General features: G+C 60.0%; 24 protein-coding genes, 2 tRNA genes and 1 other RNA gene. 15 read left to right on the top strand and 12 right to left on the bottom strand.

Going from position 1 to position 26,948, the window contains the following annotated elements:
* Nucleotides 1–185: 185 nt before the first annotated feature.
* On the top strand, nt 186–722 hold the full coding sequence (locus ACJ8PI_RS05255) for a glycine zipper 2TM domain-containing protein (RefSeq protein WP_004928798.1): 537 nt from the start codon (nt 186–188) through the stop codon (nt 720–722).
* 264 nt (nt 723–986) lie between these two features.
* The gene (locus tag ACJ8PI_RS05260; protein ID WP_025302433.1) at nt 987–1,466 is read left to right on the top strand and encodes an RrF2 family transcriptional regulator; all 480 of its coding nucleotides are present in this window, start codon (nt 987–989) and stop codon (nt 1,464–1,466) included.
* Nucleotides 1,467–1,531: 65 nt separating this feature from the next.
* Here the strand turns inward: ACJ8PI_RS05260 and sdeB are convergent, their stop codons facing one another.
* Nucleotides 1,532–4,675: a multidrug efflux RND transporter permease subunit SdeB gene (gene sdeB, locus ACJ8PI_RS05265; RefSeq protein WP_164134130.1), complete on the bottom strand. Its 3,144-nt coding sequence runs from the start codon at nt 4,673–4,675 to the stop codon at nt 1,532–1,534.
* Nucleotides 4,676–4,699: 24 nt separating this feature from the next.
* Nucleotides 4,700–5,887 carry a multidrug efflux RND transporter periplasmic adaptor subunit SdeA gene (gene sdeA, locus ACJ8PI_RS05270; RefSeq protein ID WP_060443329.1) on the bottom strand — a complete coding sequence of 396 codons (1,188 nt, stop codon included), beginning with the start codon at nt 5,885–5,887 and terminating at the stop codon, nt 4,700–4,702.
* A 295-nt stretch (nt 5,888–6,182) separates the two neighbouring features.
* On the opposite strand from sdeA, the gene ACJ8PI_RS05275 reads away from it, so the two are divergent.
* The gene (locus tag ACJ8PI_RS05275) at nt 6,183–6,539 is read left to right on the top strand and encodes a helix-turn-helix domain-containing protein (protein WP_004928813.1); all 357 of its coding nucleotides are present in this window, start codon (nt 6,183–6,185) and stop codon (nt 6,537–6,539) included.
* Between the two features lie 219 nt (nt 6,540–6,758).
* On the opposite strand, the gene ACJ8PI_RS05280 is transcribed toward ACJ8PI_RS05275, so the two are convergent.
* The 3 genes from ACJ8PI_RS05280 to ACJ8PI_RS05290 form a co-directional block, all read right to left on the bottom strand.
* A non-coding RNA gene (locus tag ACJ8PI_RS05280) (RtT sRNA) lies at nt 6,759–6,878 on the bottom strand.
* A gap of 46 nt (nt 6,879–6,924) precedes the next feature.
* Nucleotides 6,925–7,014: transfer RNA gene (locus tag ACJ8PI_RS05285), tRNA-Ser, on the bottom strand.
* 473 nt (nt 7,015–7,487) lie between these two features.
* A tRNA-Ser gene (locus tag ACJ8PI_RS05290) sits at nt 7,488–7,577 on the bottom strand.
* A gap of 447 nt (nt 7,578–8,024) precedes the next feature.
* Between ACJ8PI_RS05290 and ACJ8PI_RS05295 the strand changes: the two genes are divergently transcribed.
* From ACJ8PI_RS05295 to ACJ8PI_RS05320, 6 genes are all read left to right on the top strand, one after another.
* On the top strand, nt 8,025–9,491 hold the full coding sequence (locus ACJ8PI_RS05295) for a peptide MFS transporter (RefSeq protein ID WP_039567114.1): 1,467 nt from the start codon (nt 8,025–8,027) through the stop codon (nt 9,489–9,491).
* A 126-nt stretch (nt 9,492–9,617) separates the two neighbouring features.
* The gene (ghrA, locus tag ACJ8PI_RS05300; protein ID WP_033646429.1) at nt 9,618–10,559 is read left to right on the top strand and encodes a glyoxylate/hydroxypyruvate reductase GhrA; all 942 of its coding nucleotides are present in this window, start codon (nt 9,618–9,620) and stop codon (nt 10,557–10,559) included.
* 89 nt (nt 10,560–10,648) lie between these two features.
* Complete coding sequence (locus tag ACJ8PI_RS05305; protein ID WP_033638063.1) at nt 10,649–11,386, top strand: phosphatase; 738 nt, start codon at nt 10,649–10,651, stop codon at nt 11,384–11,386.
* Between the two features lie 42 nt (nt 11,387–11,428).
* Complete coding sequence (locus ACJ8PI_RS05310) at nt 11,429–12,007, top strand: TorD/DmsD family molecular chaperone (protein WP_033646428.1); 579 nt, start codon at nt 11,429–11,431, stop codon at nt 12,005–12,007.
* 150 nt (nt 12,008–12,157) lie between these two features.
* Nucleotides 12,158–12,811 (top strand): tellurite resistance TerB family protein, encoded by a 654-nt coding sequence (locus ACJ8PI_RS05315; protein ID WP_164134169.1) that lies wholly within the window; start codon nt 12,158–12,160, stop codon nt 12,809–12,811.
* Between the two features lie 68 nt (nt 12,812–12,879).
* A complete protein-coding gene (locus ACJ8PI_RS05320) occupies nt 12,880–14,913 on the top strand; it encodes a S9 family peptidase (protein WP_164134131.1) in 2,034 nt (677 codons plus the stop codon).
* Between the two features lie 35 nt (nt 14,914–14,948).
* Here ACJ8PI_RS05320 and exoX read toward each other — a convergent pair whose 3' ends face one another.
* Nucleotides 14,949–15,617 carry an exodeoxyribonuclease X gene (gene exoX, locus ACJ8PI_RS05325; RefSeq protein ID WP_004928833.1) on the bottom strand — a complete coding sequence of 223 codons (669 nt, stop codon included), beginning with the start codon at nt 15,615–15,617 and terminating at the stop codon, nt 14,949–14,951.
* A gap of 26 nt (nt 15,618–15,643) precedes the next feature.
* Complete coding sequence (locus tag ACJ8PI_RS05330) at nt 15,644–16,390, bottom strand: carbon-nitrogen hydrolase family protein (protein ID WP_164134132.1); 747 nt, start codon at nt 16,388–16,390, stop codon at nt 15,644–15,646.
* A 369-nt stretch (nt 16,391–16,759) separates the two neighbouring features.
* Here ACJ8PI_RS05330 and dksA point away from each other — a divergent pair, with 369 nt between their 5' ends.
* Entirely contained in the window at nt 16,760–17,185 is a 426-nt protein-coding gene (dksA, locus tag ACJ8PI_RS05335; RefSeq protein WP_033638066.1) for an RNA polymerase-binding protein DksA, read from the top strand.
* A 192-nt stretch (nt 17,186–17,377) separates the two neighbouring features.
* Nucleotides 17,378–18,331: a prolyl aminopeptidase gene (gene pip, locus ACJ8PI_RS05340; RefSeq protein ID WP_164134133.1), complete on the top strand. Its 954-nt coding sequence runs from the start codon at nt 17,378–17,380 to the stop codon at nt 18,329–18,331.
* A gap of 31 nt (nt 18,332–18,362) precedes the next feature.
* Here pip and ACJ8PI_RS05345 read toward each other — a convergent pair whose 3' ends face one another.
* Nucleotides 18,363–18,593: a DNA polymerase III subunit theta gene (locus ACJ8PI_RS05345; protein WP_033642715.1), complete on the bottom strand. Its 231-nt coding sequence runs from the start codon at nt 18,591–18,593 to the stop codon at nt 18,363–18,365.
* 345 nt (nt 18,594–18,938) lie between these two features.
* Between ACJ8PI_RS05345 and ftnA the strand changes: the two genes are divergently transcribed.
* The 4 genes from ftnA (at nt 18,939) to ACJ8PI_RS05365 (ending at nt 21,459) form a co-directional block, all read left to right on the top strand.
* The gene (ftnA, locus tag ACJ8PI_RS05350; RefSeq protein ID WP_025302449.1) at nt 18,939–19,457 is read left to right on the top strand and encodes a non-heme ferritin; all 519 of its coding nucleotides are present in this window, start codon (nt 18,939–18,941) and stop codon (nt 19,455–19,457) included.
* Nucleotides 19,458–19,781: 324 nt separating this feature from the next.
* Entirely contained in the window at nt 19,782–20,165 is a 384-nt protein-coding gene (gene yobA, locus ACJ8PI_RS05355) for a CopC domain-containing protein YobA (protein ID WP_004940886.1), read from the top strand.
* Between the two features lie 2 nt (nt 20,166–20,167).
* Complete coding sequence (copD, locus tag ACJ8PI_RS05360) at nt 20,168–21,049, top strand: copper homeostasis membrane protein CopD (RefSeq protein ID WP_164134134.1); 882 nt, start codon at nt 20,168–20,170, stop codon at nt 21,047–21,049.
* Nucleotides 21,050–21,117: 68 nt separating this feature from the next.
* Entirely contained in the window at nt 21,118–21,459 is a 342-nt protein-coding gene (locus ACJ8PI_RS05365) for a YebY family protein (protein WP_025302452.1), read from the top strand.
* A 316-nt stretch (nt 21,460–21,775) separates the two neighbouring features.
* Here ACJ8PI_RS05365 and ACJ8PI_RS05370 read toward each other — a convergent pair whose 3' ends face one another.
* The 4 genes from ACJ8PI_RS05370 to ACJ8PI_RS05385 form a co-directional block, all read right to left on the bottom strand.
* Nucleotides 21,776–22,858 (bottom strand): tyrosine-type recombinase/integrase, encoded by a 1,083-nt coding sequence (locus ACJ8PI_RS05370; RefSeq protein WP_060443322.1) that lies wholly within the window; start codon nt 22,856–22,858, stop codon nt 21,776–21,778.
* Nucleotides 22,833–23,108, bottom strand: a complete 276-nt coding sequence (locus tag ACJ8PI_RS05375; RefSeq protein WP_015377485.1) for an excisionase — start codon at nt 23,106–23,108, stop codon at nt 22,833–22,835. Before ACJ8PI_RS05375 ends, ACJ8PI_RS05370 begins: the two co-directional genes overlap by 26 nt.
* Nucleotides 23,109–23,183: 75 nt before the next feature.
* The gene (locus tag ACJ8PI_RS05380) at nt 23,184–24,251 is read right to left on the bottom strand and encodes a RecT family recombinase (RefSeq protein WP_399574077.1); all 1,068 of its coding nucleotides are present in this window, start codon (nt 24,249–24,251) and stop codon (nt 23,184–23,186) included.
* Between the two features lie 14 nt (nt 24,252–24,265).
* Nucleotides 24,266–26,926 carry a RecE family exodeoxyribonuclease gene (locus tag ACJ8PI_RS05385; RefSeq protein ID WP_442528081.1) on the bottom strand — a complete coding sequence of 887 codons (2,661 nt, stop codon included), beginning with the start codon at nt 26,924–26,926 and terminating at the stop codon, nt 24,266–24,268.
* Nucleotides 26,927–26,948: the final 22 nt, after the last annotated feature.

Raw genomic sequence — 26,948 nt, forward strand, 5'->3', positions numbered from 1 at the left:
GGTCCCCTTGTCTTATTGCGGGGCTTCAGATCATTGTGCAGACTTTACCTCGTTTACAGACGGCGCGTCGCGCACGCCGTAAACCGGGATACCGCAAGCCGCCCACGCGCAAAATAATAAGCGCGGTGCCATGCCGGTAACAGACCCCGGAAAAAATGCGTGGTAACACTTTCAGGAGGTTTCCTGTGAACAAGTCAATGTTAGCCGGTGTTGGAATTGGTATCGCTGCCGCTCTGGGGATTGCCGCGGTAGCCAGCCTGGACGTCTTTTCTGCCGGTCCGCAATATGCGCAGGTGCTCGCCGCAACGCCGATTAAAGAAACCATCAAAACGCCGCGTCAGGAATGCCGCAACGTCACCGTTACGCACCGTGCGCCGGTGCAGGATGAAAACCGCATCGCCGGTTCTGTGCTGGGCGCAGTGGCGGGCGGCGTGATCGGCCACCAGTTCGGCGGCGGCCGCGGGCGCGACGTGGCGACCGTGGTTGGCGCGCTGGGCGGCGGCTATGCCGGTAACCAGGTGCAAGGGGCGATGCAGAATAACGACGTCACCACCAGCGTGCAGCAGCGTTGCAAAACGGTCTATGACAAGTCTCAGAAAATGCTGGGCTATGACGTGACCTACAAGATCGGCAATCAGCAGGGCAAGATCCGCATGGATCACGATCCGGGCACGCAAATCCCGTTGGATAAAAACGGCCAGCTGGTGCTGAACAGAGCCTGATCGCCACATTCGAATTAAGCCCGCGGGCAGTGTTAGTTCTGATCGTTTAACCCGGTTAAGCGAGCGGCGTTAACATTGACGCGGGTTTCTGTTTTCTGCCCGCCCAACAATTTGCGATCGTTCTAATGTCTGCGTGCGATATCACTGGGCAAAACTTCAAAAAAGCCCCCGCGTTTGTTATATTATTGTGCAATTAAGCGGTGTTATCGGCGCCAATCGCCACACCGGCCAAACCCGAGTATTTCGTCTCGCAGAGATAACGACATGTTAGATTTTCGCTTTCCGACAGCGTTGCAAATGGTCCTTAGCGTCGCCGTAGCTGAGAAGCAGGGCATGCGTTCGACGAGCGCCACCCTTGCCGCCGCTCTGGAAGCCAACCCCAGCTTTATCCGCAAACTGATGGTGCCGCTGACCAAAGACGGCATCATCGTTTCCACCCTGGGCCGCAACGGCTCTATCCACCTCGGCCGCCCGGCGGAAGAGATCACCCTGCGGGACATCTATCTGGCGGTGATCGACGACAAGCGCATCTGGGCTTCCCGTCCTGAAGTGCCGGCCCGTTGCCTGGTGAGCGCCAACGCCTGCTGGTATTTCAAATCGGTGGTGAACGAAGCCGAACAGGCTTCGCTTGCGGTGTTGGCGCGCCATACCGTGGCCGATTCGCTGGCCGAACTGGAGCGGGGCGACAAGCGCGCCTGCGCGGAGTACGCCGCCGCGCAAGAGGCTGAAACCGCAGACAAATAATCGCGGTTCGCATGCATAAAAAAAGGTCGGGCAATGCCCGACCTTTTTACATTTTAACGCCGCGTTCAGACGGTCTGCGGCTGCGCTTTGCGCGCCACCAGGCGCCGCAGCGTGACGTAGAACACCGGCGTCAGGAACAGCCCGAACAGGGTGACTCCCAACATGCCGGAGAACACCGTGATGCCGGTGACGCCGCGCACTTCGGCGCCGGCGCCGTGGCCTAGGATCAGCGGGATGGTGCCGGCGATGAAGGCGATGGAGGTCATCACGATCGGCCGCAACCGCAGGCGACAGGCCTCCAGCGCCGCCTCGACGATGCCTTTGCCCTGCATTTCCAGCTCGCGGGCGAACTCGACGATCAGAATGGCGTTCTTGCAGGCCAGCCCCATCAGAACGACCAGCCCGACCTGCACGAACACGTTGTTGTCGCCGCCGGTCAGCCACACGCCGAACAGCGCCGACAGCATGGTCATCGGCACGATCAGGATCACCGCCAGCGGCAGCGTCCAGCTTTCGTACAGCGCCGCCAGCGCGAGGAACGCCAGCAGCACCGCCACCGGGAACACCACCAGCGCGGCGTTGCCCTGGGTCGATTGCTGATAGCTCAGATCGGTCCACTGAATGTTCATGCCGTTCGGCAGCAGCTTGCCGGCCATCTGCGTCAGCGCGCCCATCGCCTGGGTAGAGGAAAGCACGCGCGGATCGGCGTCGCCGATCAGATCCGCCGCCGGGAAGCCGTTATAGCGGATCACCGGATCCGGGCCGTAGGTAGTGCCGATGTTGACCATGCTGCCGATCGGCACCATTTCACCCTTGTCGTTGCGGGTGCGCAGGTTGGCGATGTCTTCCACGCTGTCGCGGAACTGGCCGTCTGCCTGCGCCATCACCTTCCAGGTGCGGCCATAGCGGTTGAAGTCGTTGATGTAAGACGAACCGAGGTAGGTCTGCAGCGTGCTGAACAGCGCATTGAGCGGCACCCCCTGCGCCTTGGCCTTGTCGCGATCGATTTTGGCGTCCAGCTGCGGCACGTTGGCCTGATATGAGGAGATCGGGAACCCCATCCCCGGCGTTTGCATAATGGCACCGGACATGGTGTTGATCGCCGTTTGCAACGCGCCGTAGCCCAGCCCGGCACGATCCTGCACGTACAGCGAATAGCCGGAGCCCTGGCCGATGCCGAGGATCGGCGGCGGCATGATTGAGAAGGCGAAGCCTTCCTGGATCTGTGAAATGCGCGCGTTGATCTCGGCGTTGATCTGCGCCGCGGTGCGGGTACGGGTGCTCAACGACTCCAGCGCGAAGAACACCGTGCCGGTATTCGGCGTATTGGTGAACTGCAGCGCGTTCAGGCCGGGGAAGGCCACCGCATCGGTGACGCCGTCCACGCTCAGGCCGATGGCGCTCATCTTGCGGATCACCGCATCGGTGCGCTCCAGCGAGGCGCCTTCCGGCATTTTCACGCCGCCGATCAGGTACAGCTTGTCCTGCGTCGGGATAAAGCCGCCAGGCACGGTCTTGAACATCACCCCGGCGGCGGCCAGCAGCAGCAGGTAGACGACAAACACCGCGCCGCGCCGGCCCAGCACGCGGGAGACGCCGCGCTGATAGCGTTGCGAGCCGCTGGCGAAGAAGCGGTTGAACGGCCGGAACAGCCAGCCGAACAGCCGGTCAATCAGGCGTGACGGCAGATCTTTCGGCGCGCCGTGCGGTTTCAGCAAGCGCGCCGCCAGCGCTGGCGACAGGGTCAGCGAGTTGATGGCGGAGATCACTGTCGAGATGGCGATGGTGACGGCGAACTGCTTGTAGAACTGGCCGGTAACGCCGGAGAGGAACGCCATCGGCACGAACACCGCACACAGCACCACGGCGATGGCGATGATCGGGCCGGAGACCTCGCGCATCGCCTGGTGCGCCGCCGCCAGCGGCGACAGCCCCTCTTCGATATTACGCTCGACGTTTTCCACCACCACGATAGCGTCATCCACCACGATGCCGATCGCCAGCACCAGCCCGAACAGGCTGAGGGTATTGAGCGAGAAGCCGAGCAGATACAGCGCGGCAAAGGTGCCGACCACGGAGATCGGGACCGCCAGCAGCGGAATGATCGAGGCGCGCCAGGTCTGCAGGAACAGAATGACCACCAGCACCACCAGGATCACCGCTTCCAGCAGGGTATCCACCACCGCGCGGATCGAATCGCGCACGAACACAGTCGGATCGTAAGGCGATTTCCAACTCATGCCGTCCGGGAAGCGGGTCGCCAGCTCGGCCATCTTGCCGCGCACCGCGTCCGACAGCTCGATGGCGTTGGCGCCCGGCGACTGGAAGATACCGATACCGACCGCATCCTTGTTATTGAGCTGGGCGCGCAGCGCGTAGCTGCCGGAGCCCATTTCGATGCGCGCCACGTCGCGCAGCCGCACGATCTCGCCGTTGTCGCCGCTCTTGAGGATGATGTTGCCGAACTCTTCTTCGGTTTGCAGGCGACCCTGGGCATTGATCGACAGCAGATAGTCGCTGCGCGTCGGCATCGGCTCCGCGCCGAGCTGGCCGGCGGAGACCTGCACGTTTTGCTCCTGCATGGCGCTCACCACGTCGGAGGCGGTCAGCCCACGCGCGGCGACCTTGTTCGGATCGAGCCAGATGCGCATCGCATACTCACCGGCGCCGAAGATCTGCACCTGGCCGACGCCCGGCAGGCGGGCCAGCTCATCCTTGACCTTCAGGGTGGCGTAGTTGCGCAGGTACAGCGAATCGTACTTGCCGGAAGGCGAGACCAGATGCACCACCAGCGTCAGCGCCGGGGACTGTTTCTGAGTGGTGATGCCCTGGCGGCGCACGTCTTCCGGCAGGCGCGCTTCGGCCTGCGCCACGCGGTTTTGCACCTGCACCTGGGCCTGATCGGGATCGGTGCCTGGGCGGAAGGTAACGGTGGTCACCAGCACGCCGTCGGAACCGGCGACCGATTTCATGTACATCATGTTTTCGACGCCGTTGATCGCTTCTTCCAGCGGCGTGGCCACCGTTTCAGCGATCTCTTTCGGGTTGGCGCCAGGGTATTCTGCGCGCACCTGCACGCTGGGCGGCACCACGTCCGGGTACTCGCTGATCGGCAGCAGCGGGATGGCTATCACCCCGGCGACAAAAATCAGTATCGACAGCACCGCGGCAAAGATCGGTCGGTCGATGAAAAAGCGGGAAAAGTCCATGGGTCAGAAGTCTCTGCTGGGAGCTTAGTTAAGTGCGGAGGCGATAGGGTTCATGGCGACGGTTTTCGCGTCGACCGGCATGCCCGGCATAAATACTTTCTGCATGCCGTCGACGATCACCCGATCGCCGTTTGCCAACCCTTTCTGCACGATGCGCAATCCTTCGGCCATGCGGCCCACGTCGATGTCGCGGCGCTGCGCCTTGCCGTCTTTATCGACGATGTAAACGAACTTGCGGTTCTGGTCGGTCATCACCGCTTTATCGTCGATCAGCATGGCGTTGAACTCGGCGCTGCCGGGCATCTGTACCCGGGCGAACAGCCCCGGCGTGAAGCGGCGATCGCGGTTGTCGAGCAGGGCGCGCATGCGGATGGTGCCGGTCCCGGCGTTCAGCTGGTTATCGGTGAAATCCACCAGCCCCTGATGCGGGGTGCCGTCTTCGCCTACCAGGCCGACTTTCACCGGCAGGCGCGCGTCGTGCCGGCCCTGCTGCTGATAGCGCAGGAAGGTGGCTTCATCCACGTCGAAATAGACGTAGACCTTGTCGAGCGACACCAGCGTCGTCAGCACGCTGGCGCTGTCGCCGGCGGTGACCAGGTTGCCGGCGGTGATCATTGCGCGGCTGGCGCGCCCGTCAATCGGCGCGGTAACGCGGGTAAAGTCGAGATTCAGCTGCGCCATGTCGAGCTGGGCCTGCGCTGCCAGCACGTTGCTTTGCGCCTGCGCGGCGGACGACCGGCGCTGCTCCCAAACTTCCTGAGAGATGGCCTGAGTGCCGATCAGTTTCTCGGTGCGCGAGGATTCGCTGCGCGCCAGGGCGGCCTGGTTGCGTGCCCGCACCAGCTCGGCCTGCGCCTGTTCGCGCGCGGCGCGGTAGGTGCGATCGTCGATGGTGAACAGCACCTGGCCTTTCTTCACCTCGTCGCCTTCGGTGTAGTTGACCCGTTCGATGTAGCCGGAGACCCGTGGGCGCAGCTGCACGCTTTGCACCGCTTCGACCCGGCCGTTGAAGGCATCCCATTGGCTGATGGGCTTGACCACCACGCTGGCGGCGCTGACCACCGGCGGCGGTGGCGGGGCGTTATGCGCGACGCTGTTGTCGCACCCGGCGAGCAGGGCGGCCAGCAGCGCCACCCCGGAAAGCCGCTGGCCCAGAGCGACGGCGCGAGCGCGGCCGCCGGCGTTGAACGATGAGTTTGGTTGATTTGCCATTATTTTTATTCCGATGAGTAAGTGCGGTCAGGCCCCATACCCGGCCCTGTTCTCCGGGATTCGCCCCTGCGCCGGCGTGCGGCGAGGGGGCGGCTGCGCCCAGCAGCGGCGCAGCGTTAGGTTTTGAAACACATTGGTGTCACATTAATGTATCAATATCGGTTACATTAATTGGGTGGAGTATAGTGGCGGCTTTCTGGTAAATGCAATAATAAAAATTGCATTTAAAGCGAAACTGTTGCAACGTATGTGCATCGGGCAGAGGGTGACCCTGCCGAATGATGGGAGCATCAGCATGAACACTACGGGCTTTATTACCGATTTGAAGGCGTGGATCGACAACAATCTGGAAGAGAAACTGGATATCAACACCGTGGCGGACCGCGCGGGCTATTCCAAATGGCACCTGCAGCGCATGTTCAAACGCCAGACCGGCTACGCGCTGGGGGAGTATATCCGCATGCAAAAACTGAAAGTCTCGGCGGAGCGCCTGGCCAACAGCGGCGAGCCTATCGTCAGCGTGGCGATTTCGCTCGGCTTCGACTCACAGCAGTCGTTCAACCGCAGCTTCAAGCGCCAGTTTGGCCAAACGCCGGGCGACTGGCGCCGCGCGTTGGCGCAGCCGGCGTCTATGGGGCGCACGCACCACTGAGCGGTTGGGCAGTGGGGATAAAAAAGCCTGAATTTGCGTTCGGGCTTTTTTGTCTATGTGGAAGGAGGGATAGATTCGCTGCGCTCACCCTGCGGGCCGCCGTTGGCGGTCCAAAACGCAGGCGTTTTGTCGAACCCAGTCGAGGGTTCTCACCCTCCCGGCCGGTGCGCTATGCATACGAAGAAGCCTGAACGTGAGTTCAGGCTTCTTCGTAGAATATGGCGGTGAGGGAGGGATAGATTCGCTGCGCTCACCCTGCGGGCCGCCGTTGGCGGTCCAAAACGCAGGCGTTTTGTCGAACCCTGTCGAGGATTCTCACCCTCCCGGCCGGTACGCTATGCAAACAAAAAAGCCTGAACGTGAGTTCAGGCTTCTTCGTAGAATATGGCGGTGAGGGAGGGATTCGAACCCTCGATACACTTTCGCGTATACACACTTTCCAGGCGTGCTCCTTCAGCCACTCGGACACCTCACCATATTTTTTGTTGCGAAATCATCGCTGCAACGGGGCGCTACTATAGGGAGTGGGGCCGATCCGGTCAAGAATAATTTCTGTGTTTTTGTTCGTCCGCTCAAGCCGTGCGCACTTTGCTGAAAACTGCGGCGAACGGCAGGGCAGATGTCATGAATAGGCGAGAAAATCAGCGGTAAGGTTCGTGGATAACCGGCGGAAATGAGAATCGCGGTCACAGAGCGGGGGGAGATGCGCTGCGCGCACCCCTCTCGGCGGTGCATCATGCGAAAAAAAAGCCTGGACGCGAATCCAGGCTTTCTCTTTGAATTTGGCGGTGAGAGAGGGGTTGATTCGCTGCGCTCACCCTGCGGGCCGCCGTTGGCGGTCCAAAACGCAGGCGTTTTGTCGAACCCTGTCGAGGCTTCTCGCCCCTCTCGGCGGTGCATCATGCAAAAAAAAAGCCTGGACGCGAATCCAGGCTTTCTCTTTGAATTTGGCGGTGAGAGAGGGGTTCGAACCCTCGATACACTTTCGCGTATACACACTTTCCAGGCGTGCTCCTTCAGCCACTCAGACACCTCACCGTTTTGTTGTCGAAAACGCTTTGCGCTGTCGACGGGCGCTAATGTAGGAGAATCTGATCTCAGCGTCAACCCTCTTATTTCATTCTCATGACTGTTTAGCCAAACTTGCAGCAATTTGCTGATTTACCGAACGATATTCCCACTCGCGGCCGCCAGCGGGCAGGGCTGGCAGCGGTAAGAATCCATGAAAGACGATCGCTTGACCTTTTTCTGTGCAGATAGCTCAATATATCGCCATTGAGGTTGGGTTGTTTGCTGTTATATGCATTAATACTGGATTATTAGTCAGATGTGTCGCTAAATGGAATCATGTCGGCGCGGCGTTTTTGGCAAGGAACATCACGTCGCCGCGCAGATTGCCGGGTGACAGGCCGGCGATATCGCAGACAGGGACAGACTCATTACATAATAATGCAGTAGAGGTTCGTTGTGACTCCTTCAGATGCCATACCGGCGCCGCAAGCGCGCCATGCCATTCCCCCCGGTGCGGGGGCGCTGTTCTTCATCCAAATCTTCGCCACGCTAGGCTTCGCCGTGCTCTACTCCACGCTGGTGCTGTACGCCACCAAGCGATTGGGTTTCAACGAAAGCAGCGCCAACGCCATGATGGGCGTGTTCGGCGCCTTCAACTATGGCCTGCACATGTTCGGCGGTTACCTCGGCGGCCGATTCCTCAGTAACCGCAATCTGTTCGTGCTCGGCATGGTGCTGCAGGTGATCGGCTGCGCGCTGATTGCCGTCGCGGGCGTGTGGGGGCTGTACTGGGGGCTGGCGATGTTCCTGACCGGCAGCGGCCTCAACGTTACCTGTATCAATATGATGCTCACCCAGCGTTTCAAGCCGGACGATGATCGGCGCGAATCGGCGTTCCTGTGGAACTACGCCGGTATGAACCTCGGGTTCTTCGTCGGCTTTACCGTCGCCGGGTATTTCCAACTGACGGAAAACTACCGCGCGCTGTTCCTGTTCGCCACGCTGGGCAACGCGGCGGCGATCGTCGTCGCCGTCTGCCGCTGGCGCATTCTGGCGGATCTCAATACGCCGCTGCGCGACGCCAGCCGCAGCCAATACCGTTGGCGCATGCTGGTCGGGCTGGCGGTGCTGGTGGCGCTGGTGCCGATCATCCGCGTGATGCTGACCCACGCCGAGTTCAGCGGCCACTTCGTGATCGTGCTCGGCGCGCTGATCTTCCTGATGCTGTGCGTGGTGACGCTGCGCCACCATCCGCGCGATGAGCGCCGCAGAATGGCGGCCTATCTGATCCTGGCGCTGGGCTCGCTGGTGTTCTGGGCGTTGTACCAGCTGGCGCCGATGGGGCTGATGCTGTTCTCCGAGCACAACATCAACCTGAACGTTTACGGCATTCAGGTGGCGCCGCAGTGGATCCAGAACATCAACACGCTGGTGATCGTGGTGGGCGGCCCGCTGCTGGCCTGGTGGTTCAACCGCTTGCGCGCTCGCGGTTGCAACATCGACATTCCGCTGCAGTTCTCCGGATCGCTGTTCTGTATCGGGCTCGGCATGCTGGTGCTGCCGCTGGGTATCAGCATGGCGGGCGGCGATGGGCTGGTGGCGTTTAAATGGATCGTCATCAGCTATGTGCTGCAAAGCGTCGGTGAATTGATGATCTCGCCGATCGGTTACGCCATGATCGGCAAGTTGGCGCCGCCGCGCTATCAGGGCGTGATGATGGGCTGCTGGATGATGGTGACCGGCGTCGCCTCGGTGCTGGCGGGCTACGTCTCCGGCCTGATGCCGGAAAACAGCGGCAGCACGCCGCTGCAGACCAACCCTGGCTACAGCGAAATCTTCAGCGCGCTGGGCTGGGGGGCGACGGGCGTCGGCGTCGCGATGCTGATTCTCATTCCGCTGCTGCGGCGCCTTATCCGGCGCGACGGCCCGTCTGCCGCCTGATTGGCTAACATGCACAACAGCCCCACTGGTCGGGGCTGTTTTTATTTTGGGCTTTAACGCTTGCATCCGGCGGCGAATCGCGGAAGGCTGGAGGTAAACCAATAAAAACAAACGGGAGCCCGCAGTATGAACATCATTTATTACCACCCCTTGTTTAACGCCCAGGAATGGCTGGCCGGCATCAAGCAACGCCTGCCGCAGGCCGAGATCCGCGAATGGCAGCGCGGCGACGAGCGGCCGGCCGATTACGCGCTGGTGTGGCGCCCGCCGCACGAGATGCTGGCCAACCGCCGCGATCTGAAAGCGGTGTTCGCCCTCGGCGCCGGCGTTGACGCGATCCTCGATCAGGAGCGCAAACACCCCGGCACGCTGCCTGCCGGCGTGCCGCTGCTGCGGCTGGAGGATACCGGCATGGCGCAGCAGATGCAGGAATACGCGCTGAGCTATGTGCTGCGCTATTTCCGCCGTTTCGACGAGTATCAGGCGCTGCAGCAGCGGCAGGAGTGGCAGCCGCTCGATCCGCACTCGCTGGATGATTTCACCATCGGCATCCTCGGCGCCGGCGTGCTGGGGCAGAGCGTGGCGCGCAAGCTGACCGAGTTTGGCTTCAGCGTACGCTGCTGGAGCCGCAGCGCCAAGCAGATCGATGGCGTGCAAAGCTTCGCCGGGGAGGCTCAGCGCGCTGCCTTCCTCGACGGCGTCAAATTGCTGATCAACCTGCTGCCCAATACGCCGGAGACCGTCGGCATTCTCAACCGCGAGCTGTTCGCGCAGCTGAGTTCGGGTGCCTATCTCATCAACATCGCGCGCGGCGCGCACCTGGTGGAAGCCGATCTGCTGGCGGCGCTGGAGCAGGGGCAGCTGGCCGCCGCCACGCTGGACGTGTTCGCCCGCGAGCCGCTGCCGCAGGATCACCCGTTCTGGCGTCATCCGCGTGTCACCATTACCCCGCATATTGCTGCCATCACGTTGCCGCAGCAGGCGATGGATCAGATCGCCGCCAACATCCGCGCGCTGGAGGCGGGGCATGCCCCGGCCGGCGTGGTCGACAGGCAACGGGGGTACTGATCCTTCTGCCGCCGTTCGGTAGCTGATAAGCTGTTATCGTCATCGCGCCTGCCCGTGCCTTTGCGGGCGGCCCTCTGGAAGGAGAAACAATGTACCCCGTTGATTTGCATATGCACACCGTCGCCAGCACCCACGCTTACAGCACGCTGCACGATTACATCGCCGAAGCCCAGCAGAAGGGCATCAAGCTGTTCGCCATCACCGATCACGGCCCGGACATGGCCGATGCGCCGCACTACTGGCACTTTATGAACATGCACGTGTGGCCGCGCCTGGTGAACGGCGTGGGCATCTTGCGCGGCATTGAAGCCAACATCAAAAACCTGCAGGGCGACATCGACTGCACCGGCCCGATGTTGACCGCCACCGACGTCATCATCGCCGGTTTCCATGAGCCGGTGTTTGCGCCGCAGGATAAAGCGTCCAATACTGAAGCGATGATCGCCGCGATGGCGCAGGGGGACGTGCATATCATCAGCCACCCCGGCAACCCGCGCTACCCGATCGACATTCCCGCCGTCGCGGCGGCGGCGGCCAAATACGAGGTGGCGCTGGAGCTGAATAACTCGTCGTTCACCCACTCCCGCAAGGGCAGCGAGGCCAACTGCCGGGCGATCGCCGCTGCGGTGCGCGATGCCGGCGGCTGGCTGGCGCTGGGCTCGGATTCACACGTCGCCTTTTCGTTGGGTAACTTTGAGCACTGCGAGCGCATTATCGAAGAGGTGGGCTTCCCGCAGGCGCGTATTCTCAACGTCAGCCCGCGCCGGTTGCTGGACTTTCTCGAGCGGCGCGGCAAGCCGGCGATTGCGGAATTGGCCGATTTGTGACATCGTCCCGGCAAAATTTTCCGTATTGTATAAGGCATTATCATGAATGAGTTTTCCATTGTCTGCCGCGTGCTGGGTACGCTGTTCTACCGCCAGCCGCAGGATCCGCTGCTGGTGCCGCTGTTCGCGCTGATCAAAGAGGGCAAGCTGCAGCAGCACTGGCCGCTGGAGCAAGATGATCTGTTGAAGCGCCTGCAGCAGGGCTGCGACGTCAACCAGCTGGCGACAGATTTTAACGCGATGTTCGTCGGCAGCGAATGCAGCGTGTCGCCGTTCCGCTCCGACTATGTCGAAGGCGCCAGCGAAGCGGACGTGCGCACCTTCCTGCAGCAGCGCGGCATGCCGCTGGCGGAGGCGCCGGCCGATCATTTCGGCCAGCTGCTGCTGGCAGCGTCCTGGCTGGAAGATCAATCGCAGGAAGATGAAGCGCAGGCGCAGATCGCCCTGTTCGACGAGTTCCTGCTGCCGTGGTGCGGCCGCTTCCTCGGCAAAGTGGAAGCACACGCCACCACCGGTTTTTACCGCACGCTGGCGCTGATGACCCGCGACGCCATCCAGGCGATGCGCGACGAGCTGGCGGAGTACGAGCAGGACGACGAAGCGGGCGACGAAGAAGCGTAACGCCGCAGCTTACCCAGGCGGGCCGCCCGGCCCGCTAAACACAGGTTTGCATCCCCCAGACGTAAATTGACAAAAGATCCCTTAATCTGGCGGTTTACCGTCGGCTCGGCCGCGCCTGCGCGCCGCGCTTTTTCACGCAAGGGGCAGATGATGAAAAGTAACTGGATGCAGCAGATTCAAACGTTGATCGGGCAGAAGGCCGGCGCGATGGGCGGGGCGGAAGGCATCGGCAAGCTGCTGGCGCCGACGGCGCTGGGCGGCTTGGTCGGCGTGCTGTTGGCCAACAAGTCCTCGCGCAAGCTGGTGGGCAAGTTCGGCAAGAATGCGCTGATCATCGGCGGCAGCGCGGCGGTGGGCGCAGTGCTGTGGAACAAGTATAAGCAGCGGGTGAAAGAGACCCATCAGGACGAACCGCAGTTCGGCCTGCAAACCACGCCGGTGGATCTGCGCGCCAAACGCCTGGTGCAGGCGCTGGTGTTCGCCGCCAAGAGCGACGGCCATATCGATGCCGACGAGCAGCGCGCCATCGATCACAGCCTGGCGCAGCTGCAGGTGGGGGAGGAGGCGCAGGGCTGGGTGCAGGAAGCGATCGAGCAGCAGCTCAACCCGGAATTGATCGCCCGCAGCGTGCAAAACGAAGACGAGGCGCTGGAGGTTTACTATCTGAGCTGCCTGGTGATCGACGTCGATCACTTTATGGAGCGCGGCTACCTCGACGCGCTGGCGCAGGCGCTGAAGATCCCGGCGGACGTCAAGCAGGGCATCGAGAGCGACGTCAACGAGAAAAAGCGCGAGCTGGCGTAGCGCCGCTTGGCAAGCCGGGGGGAATCGTGTCACTCTTGCCGCAATCTATGTAAGCGGATGATTTAGCAATGATGACCCCACCGAAAGCGGAAAAACGCCCTTATCCCATCACCATCCACGGCGACACGCGCGTGGATGACTACTACTGGCTGCGCGACGACGAGCGCGCAGACCGCCAGGTGCTGGACTACCTGCAGGCGGAGAACGCCTACACCGATGCGATGCTGAAGCCGCAGCAGGCGCTGCGCGAAACCCTGTACGAAGAGATGGTGGCGCGCATTCCGCAGCAGGAACATTCGGTGCCTTACGTGCGCCACGGCTATCGCTATCAGACGCGCTATGAGCCGGGCAATGAATACGCGATTTCCGTGCGCCAGCCGCAGGCCGAGAGCGAGCGCTGGGAGGTGCTTATCGACGGCAACCAGCGCGCCGAGAATCACGAGTTTTACACCCTGGGCGGGCTGGACGTCAGCCCCGACAACCAGCGGCTGGGGGTGGCAGAGGATTTCCTGTCGCGCCGCCAGTATGACATTCGCTTCAAGAACCTGGCCGACGGCAGTTGGGTGGACGAAGTGCTGGAGAACACCTCCGTCAGCTTCGAATGGGCCAACGACTCCTCGACGGTGTACTACGTGCGCAAGCACGCCAAGACGCTGTTGCCGTATCAGGTTTATCGTCACGTGGTGGGCAGCGATCCGCAGCAGGACGAGCTGATTTACGAAGAGCTGGACGATACCTTCTACGTCGGGCTGGAGAAGACCACCTCCGAGCGCTTTATCCTGATCCACCTGAGCAGCACCACCACCTCGGAGATCCTGCTGCTGGACGCCGACCGTGCGGACGCCAAGCCGCAGCTGTTCGTGCCGCGCCGCAAGGATCACGAATACGCCATCGATCACTATCACCAGCATTTCTACATCCGCTCCAACAAGGACGGCAAGAACTTCGGCCTGTACCAGAGCGAACAGGCGGACGAAGCGCAGTGGCAGACGCTGATCGCCCCGCGCGCCGACGTGATGCTGGAGGGCTTTAGCCTGTTCCGCGACTGGCTGGTGGTGGAGGAGCGCAGCGCCGGCCTGACGCTGCTGCGCCAGATCCACTGGCAGACTGGCGAAGAGAAGCGCATCGCCTTCGACGATCCGACTTACACCACCTGGCTGGCGTACAACCCGGATCCGGAAACCGCGCTGCTGCGCTACGGCTATTCGTCGATGACCACCCCGACCACGCTGTACGAGCTGAATATGGACAGCGGCGAGCGGACGATGCTCAAACAGCAGGAAGTGAAGAACTTCACGCCGGAAAACTACCGCAGCGAGCGAGTCTGGGTGAAGGCGCGCGACGGCGTCGAGGTGCCGGTCTCGCTGGTGTATCGCCAGGACAGCTTCCAGCGCGGCGCCAACCCGTTGATGGTGTACGGCTACGGCTCCTACGGCAGCAGCATGGATCCGGCGTTCAGCGCCAGCCGCCTGAGCCTGCTGGATCGTGGTTTCGTGTTCGCGCTGGCGCACATTCGCGGCGGCGGCGAACTGGGGCAGCTGTGGTATGAAGACGGCAAGCTGTTCAACAAGCAGAACACCTTCAACGATTTTATCGACGTGACCGAAACGCTGGTCGCCCAGGGGTACGGCGACGGCAAGCGGGTGTTCGCCATGGGCGGCAGCGCCGGCGGCCTGCTGATGGGGGCGGTGATCAACCAGGCGCCTCAGCTGTTCCACGGCGTGGTGGCGCAGGTGCCGTTCGTCGACGTGGTGACCACCATGCTGGATGAGTCGATCCCGCTGACCACCGGCGAATACGACGAGTGGGGCAACCCGAACGAGCAGGCCTATTACGACTACATCAAGCAGTACAGCCCGTACGATCAGGTGAAGGCGCAGGCATACCCGCATCTGCTGGTGACCACCGGCCTGCACGATTCGCAGGTGCAGTATTGGGAGCCGGCCAAGTGGGTGGCCAAGCTGCGCGAGCTGAAAACCGACGATCGGCAGCTGCTGCTGTATACCGACATGGATGCCGGCCACGGCGGCAAGTCCGGGCGCTTCAAGGCCTATGAGGATATTGCGCTGGAGTACGCCTTCATTCTGGCGCTGGCGGAGTAACGACATTCGGCGGGCGGCCTGCGCCGCCCGCCATGTTAGCCAATCAGATAGTATTTCAGCGTGTGTTTCATGTCCGGGCTCAGATCGTCGATGGATTTCAGCATCCAGCGCAGATAGCCGGGATCTTCCTGGGCGATGCGATCGATCTCCTGTCCGCGATACTTGCCGAATTTGAACTTCTTCAGCAGCACCGGTTGTTCGGTGATCTGCACCATTTGCTCCGGCGTCCAGCCCGAATCCTTGATGATGCGTTGCAGCAGCGCGGCGGTAACGTAGCAGTCGTACAGCGCGCGGTGCGGGTACAGCGTGGCGTCTGCCGGCAGCTGCACGTCCAGGTTCAGCGCGTAGCGCAGATATTGGTTGCCGTACTTGATGTCCGGATACAGCGTGCGCGCCAGTTTGAGGGTGCAGATCCAGGCGCCGTTCATCTCCGGCAGCACGCCGCGATCGAAAGCGGCGTTGTGCGCCACATAGTAGGGGCTGCCCTGATAGCGGCCGATTGCCACCGCAATGCGCGGTTTGCCTTCCACCATCTGTTCGGTGATGTGATGAATCGCCATCGCGTCGAGGCTGATGGGGCGATCCGGGCTGACCAGATCGCTCATCGGGTTGGTCAATTGGCCGTCGAGCAGATCGAGGGAGGCCACTTCCACCACGCCGCCGTCCAGCCCGCAGGTCTCGGTATCTATTACGCGTAACGTCATGCTTTCCTCCGCGTTGCCGTCAGGCCTCAGCTTAACCGCCGCAGGCGGCCGTGCCAACCGTCGGAAGTCTTGTCGGCGATGATCAGCCCAGGAGTGTTATCCGGCGCGGCAACCAGGAGCTCTCCCGTGTTATCCCAGATGGCGCTGCGGCCTGCCGGGATCCAGCCACCGGTCGGTGCCGCATGGTTGGCCATCAGCGTGACCATGCCATAACGTCGGGCATAGCCTGCCAGCGCGTCGCTGTCTTTCGCGTAGCCGGCTTCAGATACCAACACGCTAGCGGCATAAATGTGCGCACCCACCAGCGCGGCGGCGCTTGCGTGGCCGGGCTCCGAAGTATCGGCACAGATAGCCAGTGCGATGTTGTGGTGATGGAGTTCCAGCAACGAGCCGCCCTCACCGGGCGAGAAGTATTGCTGTTCCGCGCCGTGCAGATGCTGTTTGGTATAGCTACTCAATGCGCCGTTGGGGCGAAAGATTAAGGCGGCGATATGCAATGCCGTGCCACTGCGCAAAGGCGCGCCGACGATGATTGTCATCTGCCGCGATTGTGCCGCCGCACTGAGTGGTTGCAGACGGGGATCGCCCAACGTGAGCGCCAGTTCGGCAGCATCGGTCAACTCATAGCCGCTTAGCGACAGTTCGGGAAACACCAACAGTTGTACCTGCTGATCTGCTGCCTGCGCAACGAATTCAAGGTGACGTTCAAGGTTGCAGGCGATATTGGCCGCCGCAGCGGGGTATTGGGCGGCGGCAAGGGTGAGGCAGGACATCGGCCATCTCTCCTGTGAGGCAATAAAAAACCCGCCTTGGCGGGTTTAATGACGGATGGAAGGGCGCTTACTCACCAGACGGATGCGCTTTTTTGGCGCGTTTCTCCGCACGTTTCTCAGCTGGGGTTTTCAACGGCTTCTTCTTCGCATTCTTTTTGCTATCCATTCCCTTACTCATGATGGCCTCTCGTTACCTATGATTGGGTGGCTTGCTCAGCCATTAACCGCCTAAAGCCGGCAGGATGCAAGCGGCAAAGTGCGAATTGTGTTTAACCGGCTGTTTGTGCGTGAAATTTTGTTTTTGGATGACCGGGTGCTAAAAATAAATATTATGTTATAATGTTACACTTTTGGTGTTGGGAGAGCGCAATGACAGTCATGACGTTACCGGATGCGCAGCAACTGCTGGCCATGCCGGATTCTGATTATATGAACTCGGTTCAACGGGCGTTTTTCCGCCAGCTGCTGCAAGATGAGCGGCAAAAGCTGCTGCTGCACATCGATGAGCTGAAAAAAGAGATCGATGGCGGCGAAGCGACGGGCGATGAAGCCGACAAGGCGGCGCGCGAAGAGGAGCTGCGCCTGCTGTTCCGCCAGTTGGATCGCGAAAGCCGCCTGCTGCCGAAAATCGATGCGGCGCTGGCAAGGTTGCAGAACGGCGAGTACGGCTACTGCCGGGAAACCGGCGAACCTATCGGGCTGGCGCGCCTGCTGCTGCGCCCGACGGCGGAACTGAGCATCGAGGCGAAAACCGCGCAGGAGATGCGCGAGCCGCATATGCGCAAAGGTGGCTAACTGAGTTCCCGGGGGGCGAATGCGCCCCTCAACCGATAGGGCCTGTGGGCATTTTGTAGGCAGGTCGTTGCGATTTTGAGCAAACGCGCGCCGAGTTCTCGGCGCGCGTTCTAGTTTTCGGGTTTTACCGTTGACCTGCCGGGCGGCTTCCGCTTTGATGAAAGCATGACTCACAGAGAGACGGAAAGCGCCATGGAACAATTACGAGGTTTGTACCCGCCGTTAGCGGCATACGACAGCGGTTGGCTGGATACTGGGGATGGCCACCGGATCTACTGGGAGCTGAGCGGCAACCCGAACGGTAAGCCGGCGGTCTTCATTCACGGCGGGCCGGGCGGCGGCATCTGTCCGCATCATCGCCAGTTGTTCGATCCCGAACGCTACAAGGTGCTGCTGTTCGATCAGCGCGGCTGTGGCCGCTCCCGTCCGCACGCCAGCCTGGACAACAACACCACCTGGCATTTGGTGGCCGATATCGAGCGGCTGCGCGAAATGGCCGGCGTGGATCAATGGCTGGTGTTTGGCGGTTCCTGGGGGTCGACGCTGGCGCTCGCCTATGCGCAGACCCACCCGGAGCGCGTCAGTGAAATGGTGCTGCGCGGCATCTTCACCCTGCGCAAGCAGGAGCTGCATTGGTATTACCAAGACGGCGCGTCACGCTTCTTCCCGGACAAATGGGAGCGCGTGCTGTCCATTCTGTCGGATGAAGAGCGTAAAGACGTGATCGCCGCCTACCGGCAGCGGCTGACCTCGGCCGATCCGCAGGTGCAACTTGAAGCGGCCAAGCTGTGGAGCGTGTGGGAAGGGGAGACGGTCACGCTGTTGCCGAGCCGCGAATCCGCTTCGTTCGGCGAGGATGATTTCGCGCTGGCGTTCGCCCGCATTGAAAACCACTATTTCACCCATCTGGGCTTCCTGGAGAGCGATGACCAGCTGCTGCGCAACGTGCCGCTGATCCGCCATATCCCGGCGGTGATCGTCCACGGCCGCTATGATATGGCCTGCCAGGTGCAGAACGCCTGGGATCTGGCCAAGGCCTGGCCGGAAGCGGAATTGCATATCGTGGAAGGGGCGGGGCATTCGTATGACGAGCCGGGCATCTTGCACCAGCTGATGATCGCCACCGACCGGTTCGCCGGCAAGTGACGCAAAAAACCCGCCGTAACGGCGGGTTTTGTTATTTGGCCTTCGGCTCGTACGGCAGGCGCGAAAACTTGTGGGATTCCGCGCGGTAGTGCGCCACACGCTCGCGAAAATAGTCGCGCAGCGGTTCCGGCTGCTCGCGCTCCACCACTTCCGGGATCACCGGCATGTTGTAGCGCTCTTTGTACGCCACGCCTGAGGCGGCGAGATCCACGTTCACCCTGTCCATCTCTTCTTTGGACAGCTCGGCCAGATTGTAACCCACGCTATGCTCCTTACTTACTTTGCCGCATTGAACCTGCGCAGAAGGTAATCCACCCGGCGACGCTTGGCAAGCCCGTAGCGCCGCCGCGGCGGACGATATTTTCCAAAGAGTAATGCAATCTATTTATTCTTTTAAATAAGAATGATTCGCTTTTTGATTAAAATAAAAGATGGGAATAATTATCATAATAATTAGCGTGAATCTAAATATGTTTTTATGTGATTGATTTTAATTAAATAAATAATTAATACTGATCGGGTGTGAATAAGGTGTTTTTATTTTTACGACAGCAGGGCATAATGCGCGGAAATTAAATTCATGACCTGCAAAATAAAAGGAATCATTATGCTGACGCAAGAAATGACTCAAAAGCTGAATGAGCAACTGAATCTGGAGTTCTACTCCGCCAACCTGTACCTGCAGATGAGCGCATGGTGCAGCGATAAAGGCTTTGAAGGCGCCGCCGCATTTCTTAAAGAGCACTCTCAGGAAGAGATGCAGCATATGCAACGCCTGTTCGACTACCTGAGCGACACCGGCTCTTTGCCGCTGCTGGGCAGCATCGCCGCGCCGCCGGTGGCGTTCGAATCGCTGGCGGACGTGTTCCAGCAGACCTACGAACACGAACAGCTGATCACCCGTCAGATCAACGAACTGGCGCACGCCGCCATGACCGCACACGATTATTCCACCTTCAACTTCCTACAGTGGTACGTGGCGGAGCAGCACGAAGAAGAGAAACTGTTCAAATCCGTGCTGGATAAGCTGGCGCTGGTGGGCACCAGCGGCAAAGGCCTGTTCTTCATCGACAAAGATCTGAAGAAAATGGGCGCGATGGGCCAGGGCGGCAACGGCCAGGCTTAATTCGCACCAGAATATCGAAAAACCGCGCGCGGGCGAGCCTGACGCGCGGTTTTTTTTACCCTGCGTTTATCGCGGTTATGCGGCGATACGTGCTGCCGGATCGCAAAATGCCAGTGATGCGCTCGACTTGCCGCAGCACGGTCGTTATGATTTACCGCGATACGCTACAGGGATGGTAGAGTCAAAACAGCGGGTTAGCCGATACAACCCGTTTTTCTGTTTACCCGTGGCGCAATCATTTGCGGTGGGTTGGGGCCGCTGATACATCGCCTTGGCTGTGGCCTTAACCCTTATGACCCTCTTTTACTGTTAAGGGATACCACTGTGATCGGTAAAATTCGTTCCTCTTGTCGCCTGCTTTCCACCGTTTTCGTCCTGTTCGTCGGCCTGTCTTCGCAGCAAGCGCTGGCGCACGCCCACCTGAAAGTGGAAACGCCGAAGGCCGACGCCAGCGTCAGCCCGGCGCCGAAGGCGCTGACCCTCAGCTTCTCCGAAGGCATCGAGCCGAACTTCAGCGGCGTGAAAATCACCGGCCCGGACAACGCCGTGGTGAAAACCGGCAAGCTGCAGCTCGATCCGAACAACAACACCCAGGTCAATGTGCCGATCGAAGGCGAGCTGAGCGCGGGCAAATACAACGTCAGCTGGCATGTGGTTTCGGTCGACGGGCATAAAACCAAAGGCCAGTACAGCTTCACCGTAAACTGATCGTGAGTCTGGCGACCCTGTTCGTTCTGTGTCGCTTGGTGCACTTTGCGGCGGTGATGCTGATGTTCGGCATCAGTCTGTTCACCGCCTTATTGTCACCGCAGCGCCTCTCCCCGATCCTCTCCCGCGATGTGCGCCCGCTGCTGCTTGCCGGCACCTGGATTGCCGGGCTTTCCGCCGTGGCGCTGCTGGCCATTCAGGCCGGGCAAATGGGCGACGGTTGGGAAGACGCCTGGCGGCTGGAGGTCTGGTGGGCGGTGCTCGGCACCACCTTCGGCGAAGTGTGGCGCTGGCATCTGGGGCTGTCGCTGCTGGCGATCCTGAGCCTGCTGCTGCCGGAACGGCCGCGTGCGCAGGCGTTGGCGCTGTGTTCGGCGCTGCTGCTGGTCAGCCTGGCGTTCATCGGCCACGCGGCGATGCACGAAGGCACGCTGGGCGCGCTGCACCGCGCCAACCATGCGGTACACCTGCTGGCCGCCGGCTACTGGTTCGGCAGCCTGGCGCCGCTGCTGGTTTGCCTGCGCTATCTGCAGCCGCCGCAGTGGCGCAGCGACGCCATCACCACGCTGATCCGTTTCTCGCGCTGGGGGCACCTGGCGGTGGCGGCGGTGATCGTCACCGGTATCGTCAACAGCCTGATCATTCTCGGCGGTTGGCCGCTCAACCTCAGCTCGCCTTATCAGCGCCTGCTGCTGATTAAAACCGCGCTGGTGGCGCTGATGGTGATGGTGGCGCTGGCCAATCGCTACGCCATCGTGCCGGCGATGAGCCGCGTACCGGCGCTGGCGCAGCGCGGCGTGGTGCTGGCCTGCTGGCTCGAAGTCGGGCTGGGGGTGGCGGTGCTGCTGCTGGTCAGTTTATTTGCAACCTATGCGCCGGTTTGAATTTCGGCTTGCCGCAACCGGGCAAGCTGCGGGAAAATCGACGTGAATAGCAACCTTAAGGCCAACACATGAAATCGGTATTACTCGGCATTACGCTGCTGGCAACCGCGACCGGCGCGCTGGCGGCAGACAAACTGGTGAACATCACCAAACTGGAGTACGGCAAACAGTGGGCGTTCACCAAGGAAGAAGTGACGCTGCAGTGCCGCAGCGGCGGCGCGCTGTTCGTGCTGAATAACAGCACCCTGATGCAATACCCGCTCAACGACGCAGCGGAGCAGCAGGTGAAGAAGGGCCATCAGCGTGCGCAGCCGCTGGAGGTGCTCCTGCTGGACGACCCTGCCGAACCGGGGAAAAAAATGAGCCTGGCGCCGTTTATCGAACGCGCCGAGAAGCTGTGCGCTGACTAACCGCTTGTTTGCCAACGCCTTGCCCAGCGCGCGCGGATTGATGCGCATTTGCCGCATAGTTATTTCGTCACGAAACTATCACGCGGCCGCCGGGCGGCTGGCAAAACTGGCGCGGTAGGCTACTCTTAAAGTGCACGGCTGAACAAGCCCTGCATTAAATGCCAACTTTTAGCGCACGGCTCTCTCCCAAGAGCCATTTCCCTAGACCGAATATAGGAATCGTATTCGGTCTTTTTTTGAGTTGTTGATTTTAAAGGATTTATTTTCGTTTGTCCGAAAATGTCCGAAATATGTCCGAATTTTGATATTCGGTCTTTTACAGCATCACGTACTCTTTCCCCCTCGTTTTAAGATATTTCAGCGTCATCATTTCAGTTGTATGCCCCAGCAGCTTTTGAGCAAATGCTTTATCGTTCTGCTTTTCGTACAGGCGGCCGGACAGGCTTCGGATCTCGTGGAACGTCGGCGGGCTTTCCTGAAATTCCAAACCTGATGCTTTCCGCGCGGCGACAAATTTTTTCGTTAGCCCGTCGGGATGGATCGAACCATCTGGGCTATTTTTCCTGATGCCGGCGCTGATCATGAAGTCTGTCGTGCTGACCAATCGGCATCGGTCAATAACGGTGCCAAGCCGCAGGCCCATACATTTCAGTTCAAGATCAAGGGGGAGAGAGAGCAAAGCCCCCGTCTTGCCTTGTTCAACCTGCAGGCGTCCGTCAACGATATGGCTAAAGCGCATTTGTGTCAGATCCTCGCGGCGCTGGCCGGAGACCAACGCGAGATCCATCGCCAGGCAGAACCAAGGCGGCATTGTTTCCGCGGCCTCTCGAATCGGCCCGTATTGCTTCAGTTCCAGACGTTCGCGCATCACGACAGCTTTCGCCGCGCGGGTAGGGGTCACAGGGTTGTTTTCGATGTGACCTTCCACGATCGCCTCGCGGAAAATATCAGACAGCACCGATCGCATGGTTGCGGCCATTGTCTTTTTGTTCTGGGCGATCCAAAACTCGAGAAATTCGGCGATGTGGCGTGTCGTGATTTTTGTCAGCACCATGTCGCCCAGGCGTTCCCGGATAATGGCAATTTGGCCAGCGCGCACTTTGTATGTGTTCTCGGCCAGTTCTCGCCGCTTGAATAGGACATCGTACCGATCTAGCCAGGCGTTTAGCGTATATTCGTGGCTGCCCTTAATTTTCTCCAGGAGGAGAACGGGAGAGTAATTTTGTTCGATATAGTGGTTGGCTTCAATTGCCTGGGCGATGGCCTCGCGTCGCGAAATCTGACCGAGAGAGATCTCCTTTTTGGTGACTGGATTACGCCAGTAGAACGCGTTCCGGTTTCGGCGGAATGTCAGGTTTTTCGGTAAGCGCATGTCATAACCCTCCCTTCGCCGTGCCATTGATAACTTTCTCCATGAACGCGAGCCTCGCTGGATTTGGGCTCTGCGCTTCCTTTATTTTTCTCCCCAGGTTGAAGTCCTTGGGGTTGATGTAAATAGTCCCTGGTGTCAGCCGGTACTGCTTGCCGTGCTTCTCCGCCGGCGGGTAGAAGTTTCCGTTGCGCGCCCAGCGCCAGAGCGTTTGGATGCTTGGTTTTTTATCGGTGTAGTTATCATCTCGCCATTCTTCGAGAGTCATCCATTTAGCCATTGGTCATGCCTCACTACTCAGCACAACCGGCCACAATATTAACCGTGGCCGGCGTTGTGCGTTGATTTTCCAAAATCAGCCCTGAAACTCTGGGCGCATATCGTCGAGCGCTAGCTGGAAACGCTCCATGTCATCGGCGCTTAGATCTCGCTCTGACCGCCGCACCAGCGCCTCTACCGCGGCGAACTCCTCGGCGCTCCGGCAGTCTTTCAGCTGGCTGCTGATGCTGCCGCATGCGGTGATCTGCCGGTGGCGCTTAATCACTTTGTTTTTCAGCTCGGTGTAAGCGGCGATCCCCAGCTTTTGACGTAACTCTTCAACCTGTGCGCGGATATTTGAGGCTTGGTCTGTTGTTTCTGCCTGATCGATAGCTGTCCGAATGCCGCCGGCAATATCATCCGTATCGACAGGCGGGGCGCTCTGCTGTACAGGTGCGGCGACAGGTCCGTCCGCAAGCTGGCTCACACTGACGCGCGAGGCGCCGCGCTGCGGGTTAATTTCGCGTTCTTCCGTCTTTTCCAACTCGTCGATCGTGTAGACACCGAGAATCACTTCCGGGCAGTACAGGCGCGCCCAGCGCTTCACTGCCAGATAGGCCAGTTGTTGGCGCGGATCATCAGCCCAAAGCGTAGAGTTGCGGGTGCGGGCCTGCGCCAGCATGAGCACTAACTCCCGTGGTTTATCCTCCCCCCTCAGCGTTGCCCAGACGCGGATCCCGATCCCTTCTTCATCAGCCAGGCGCCAGCCAGGAATGCGATACTCCCCTTTATCCCCTTTGCGAATATCAAATTTGCCGATCACCTTTTCCCACGGACCGAACCAGTCATAGTTGATGCGGTCGACCAGCGGCCCGCGGGTGGAAATCACCGCATTAACCAGTTGCGCCTCGTACCCGAGAACGCCGCTCACGATGAAAGTTTTCTGAGCCACCGCGAATGGGTTCATTTGCCACTGGGCGGCCTGCATGGCGATCGCCATGCAGTCGGCCGGGTTCCCTCGCAGATGGGCGGGGATCGTCGCTGTACCGCTCGCCATGACCTGCGCAAATTGGTTGATAGCGGTCAGGTATTGCGGGTTGAACAGCGCGATGTTCGAGTCAGTGACCGACGCCGTTTTTTCTTCAGGAATGCTGATATTGCTCATAATGTTTTTGCCCCTTACGCAACGCGCAGCGCTTCCATGCGGCGCTGGTCATAGTCGTTTAAGTCGTCGACGATCTCTTCGGTGATCGGTGCCGGCCAGGTGTCGGTGTCGAATGCGTTTTTGATGTCTCGCAGCGCCTTTTTGTACTCAAGCCGGCCAAGCTCAAGCAGGTCAGGAGAAGCCTCGACGATAGCTACCCAGTGATAGCCCTCGTCTTTGTTGACGAAAATCCAGAAGAACTGGTCAAAGGCGGCGATGTCGCTATACATGGCGGCGCTGAGGTGGTAGTCCCGATCGATAATTTCCCGGTGCAGCTTGGCGCGCAGCGCGTCTTGCTTTACGCGGCCCATGCTGACTGATTTCAAATCCACACCTACGCGCACGCTGTTAAGATCGATCTCAAGGTCAGGGCGGACGCGGACCTCTAGGCCGGTTTCCTCATCAAAGCCGAAATAACTTGCTTCAACCGCACGCTGCTCATGCTGCAGTAGCGGACCCGCTGAAGGATGGGTAAACAGCGCACGCTGAATGGCTTTGGCGTGTTGCATTTGCTGCTGGGTTACCAGCTGACGGCCGTCATCAGAGTTTTTCCAGGCATCGAGCAGTTCGTCGGCAAAGATGGCTGTTGGCAGAATCGTTTTGATGCGCGCCGCCATGTCTTCTTTGTTCCCGCTGACCGACAGCGGAGCCGGGATCGCAACTTCACGAGCCGCAAACTCAGGATCGATGATTGCCAACTGCTCGAGTAGCGCATCGCGGCCACCGCTGACCTTAAGCGGTTCAGGCAGCGTGCTGTTGTACTCTTTGATGCAGGCTTTCATAGCTGTAGCGGTGAATTTCTGGCCGTCAGGAATGGTCTGGAATTCCGGCGGCAGCAGGGAGTAAATTCGGCCTATTTCGTCCGCATTACCGCCCAGCGCGTAAGGTGTTGGCAGCTTCGCGTTGTGTTCATCAATGACGGTGCGCAGAGTGTCCGTATCCGCCATTTTCGGCAGCGTTTCGTTGTGCTGTTCAATAAATGCGCGCATTGAGGCGGTATTCGTGAAAGCGCCGTCCGGGATAATCGGCTCTACGTTGAAATCTCGCTCCAGATTCTCTGGCTCAAGCGCCAGCGTGTGCACCAGCGAGCCGAACGTCAGCGCGTCGCTGCGTTCCCGGCCGATCGTTTTGATGACGTGGCGCCCGTGGTAATACATCAGGCTGATGCGCGCGTCCTTCACCTGTGTACTGCTGATGCCGTTCGCAGCGTGATAGGCTGTGTTTGAAATATCAGCGTAACGGCCTGGCTCGAAATACGCCTGCGCGCAATCTGCTGCAGGCTCACTTTCTTGCCGCTGCGCTACTTCCGTTTTTTCACCGTCGTTTGAGTCATCGTTGCATGTTTGCGCTGGCGTCGGCTGCTGCTCGGTATCTTTGCTCGGCTCGCTATCAACCTGCACTGCAGCCAGCGGAGAGGCTTCGAAAAGACTGGACGCATCGAAGCGGCCACCGCCTAAACTGACAAGCTCTGGCTCTGGCTCTGGCTCTGGCTCTGGCTCTGGCTCTGGCTCTGGCTCTGGCTCTGGCTCTGGCTCTGGCTCTGGCTCTGGCTCTGGCTCTGGCTCTGGCTCTGCAACCAAATGCACGGCATCCGGCGCCGCGCCGAATTCATAGACGCCATGCTCAGACAAATATTTCTCAATCCAGCCGCGGAGTGTGGCGGGGAAGTGGTACATATCAGACGATGGAACATTGCGGATCACGCCGAAAATTGTTTCACGGCTGTATTTGAGGATGTTCGGGGTAGCGCGCAGCGCCATTGACCAGCGCTTAAAGTCCTCGTCATCGTTTTTTATTTTTTTCTGCGCCCAGCGATCGATCTCACCGGCGATATTTTGGCAGTCGACATCACCCACCCACAGCGCACAGGCGATCTCACGATCAAGGGCGTCATGTGTTTGGGTATAGCCGCGTTTATGTACGGTTTTCGTTGTTTCTGCTTCCGGCTCCGGGGCCGGTGTCAGCAACTGCTCAACGTACTTGCGAATGTTGATGAAAGTCGATTCAGGATCGGTTTCTTCATAGCGACGCGCGACCCCGGCAACGAAAGCCGCGAAACGCTCAGGATCCATGCAGGAAACGGCAGGCAGGCGAAGAGCCTGCAGCATATCGGCGATATAAGCGGATTCGCCGCTCAACGCGGTGTTGATGACATTGGTCATCTGCGATTTACTCAGCACGGTGTCGATCACCTCGAAGCCGTGCAGGATGACGGCGACAGCCCGCGTGTCAGCGCTCATTTTTGCGAAGTACGCTCTCGGCTCTTGCCCGTGGGCTGGCTCTCCGCCGTCATTGGTAGCCTCGTTTGCCGCTCCTGCATCACCTGCAGGTTTGTGCTGCTCCTGCACTTGTTCGCGATCAGTCGCAGGGATGACCTGCCACGACAGGTTATCGTCGAGCTTATAGCGCAGGCACCAGGTATCACAGAACGCAGCCTCTGGCGGCAGATCGTCAACAACTGGGTAATTGGTGCGCACCGGCTTGAAGTAAGCGGATTGATCCAGCTCAGCGTCCTCGATGTGGTTTTCGAGGTCACGCTTTGCTCGCGCATCGTTCTTTGCTTCAAACCAGATGAAAAGCGAGGGTTTCCCTGACTTTTGCTTTGCCTTTAAGTGGTAGGCGTAGACGTTTTGCATTGTGCAATTCTCCTGAGTTTTA

Source organism: Serratia sp. CY82433 (assembly GCF_052166535.1).
Classification (GTDB): domain Bacteria; phylum Pseudomonadota; class Gammaproteobacteria; order Enterobacterales; family Enterobacteriaceae; genus Serratia; species Serratia sarumanii.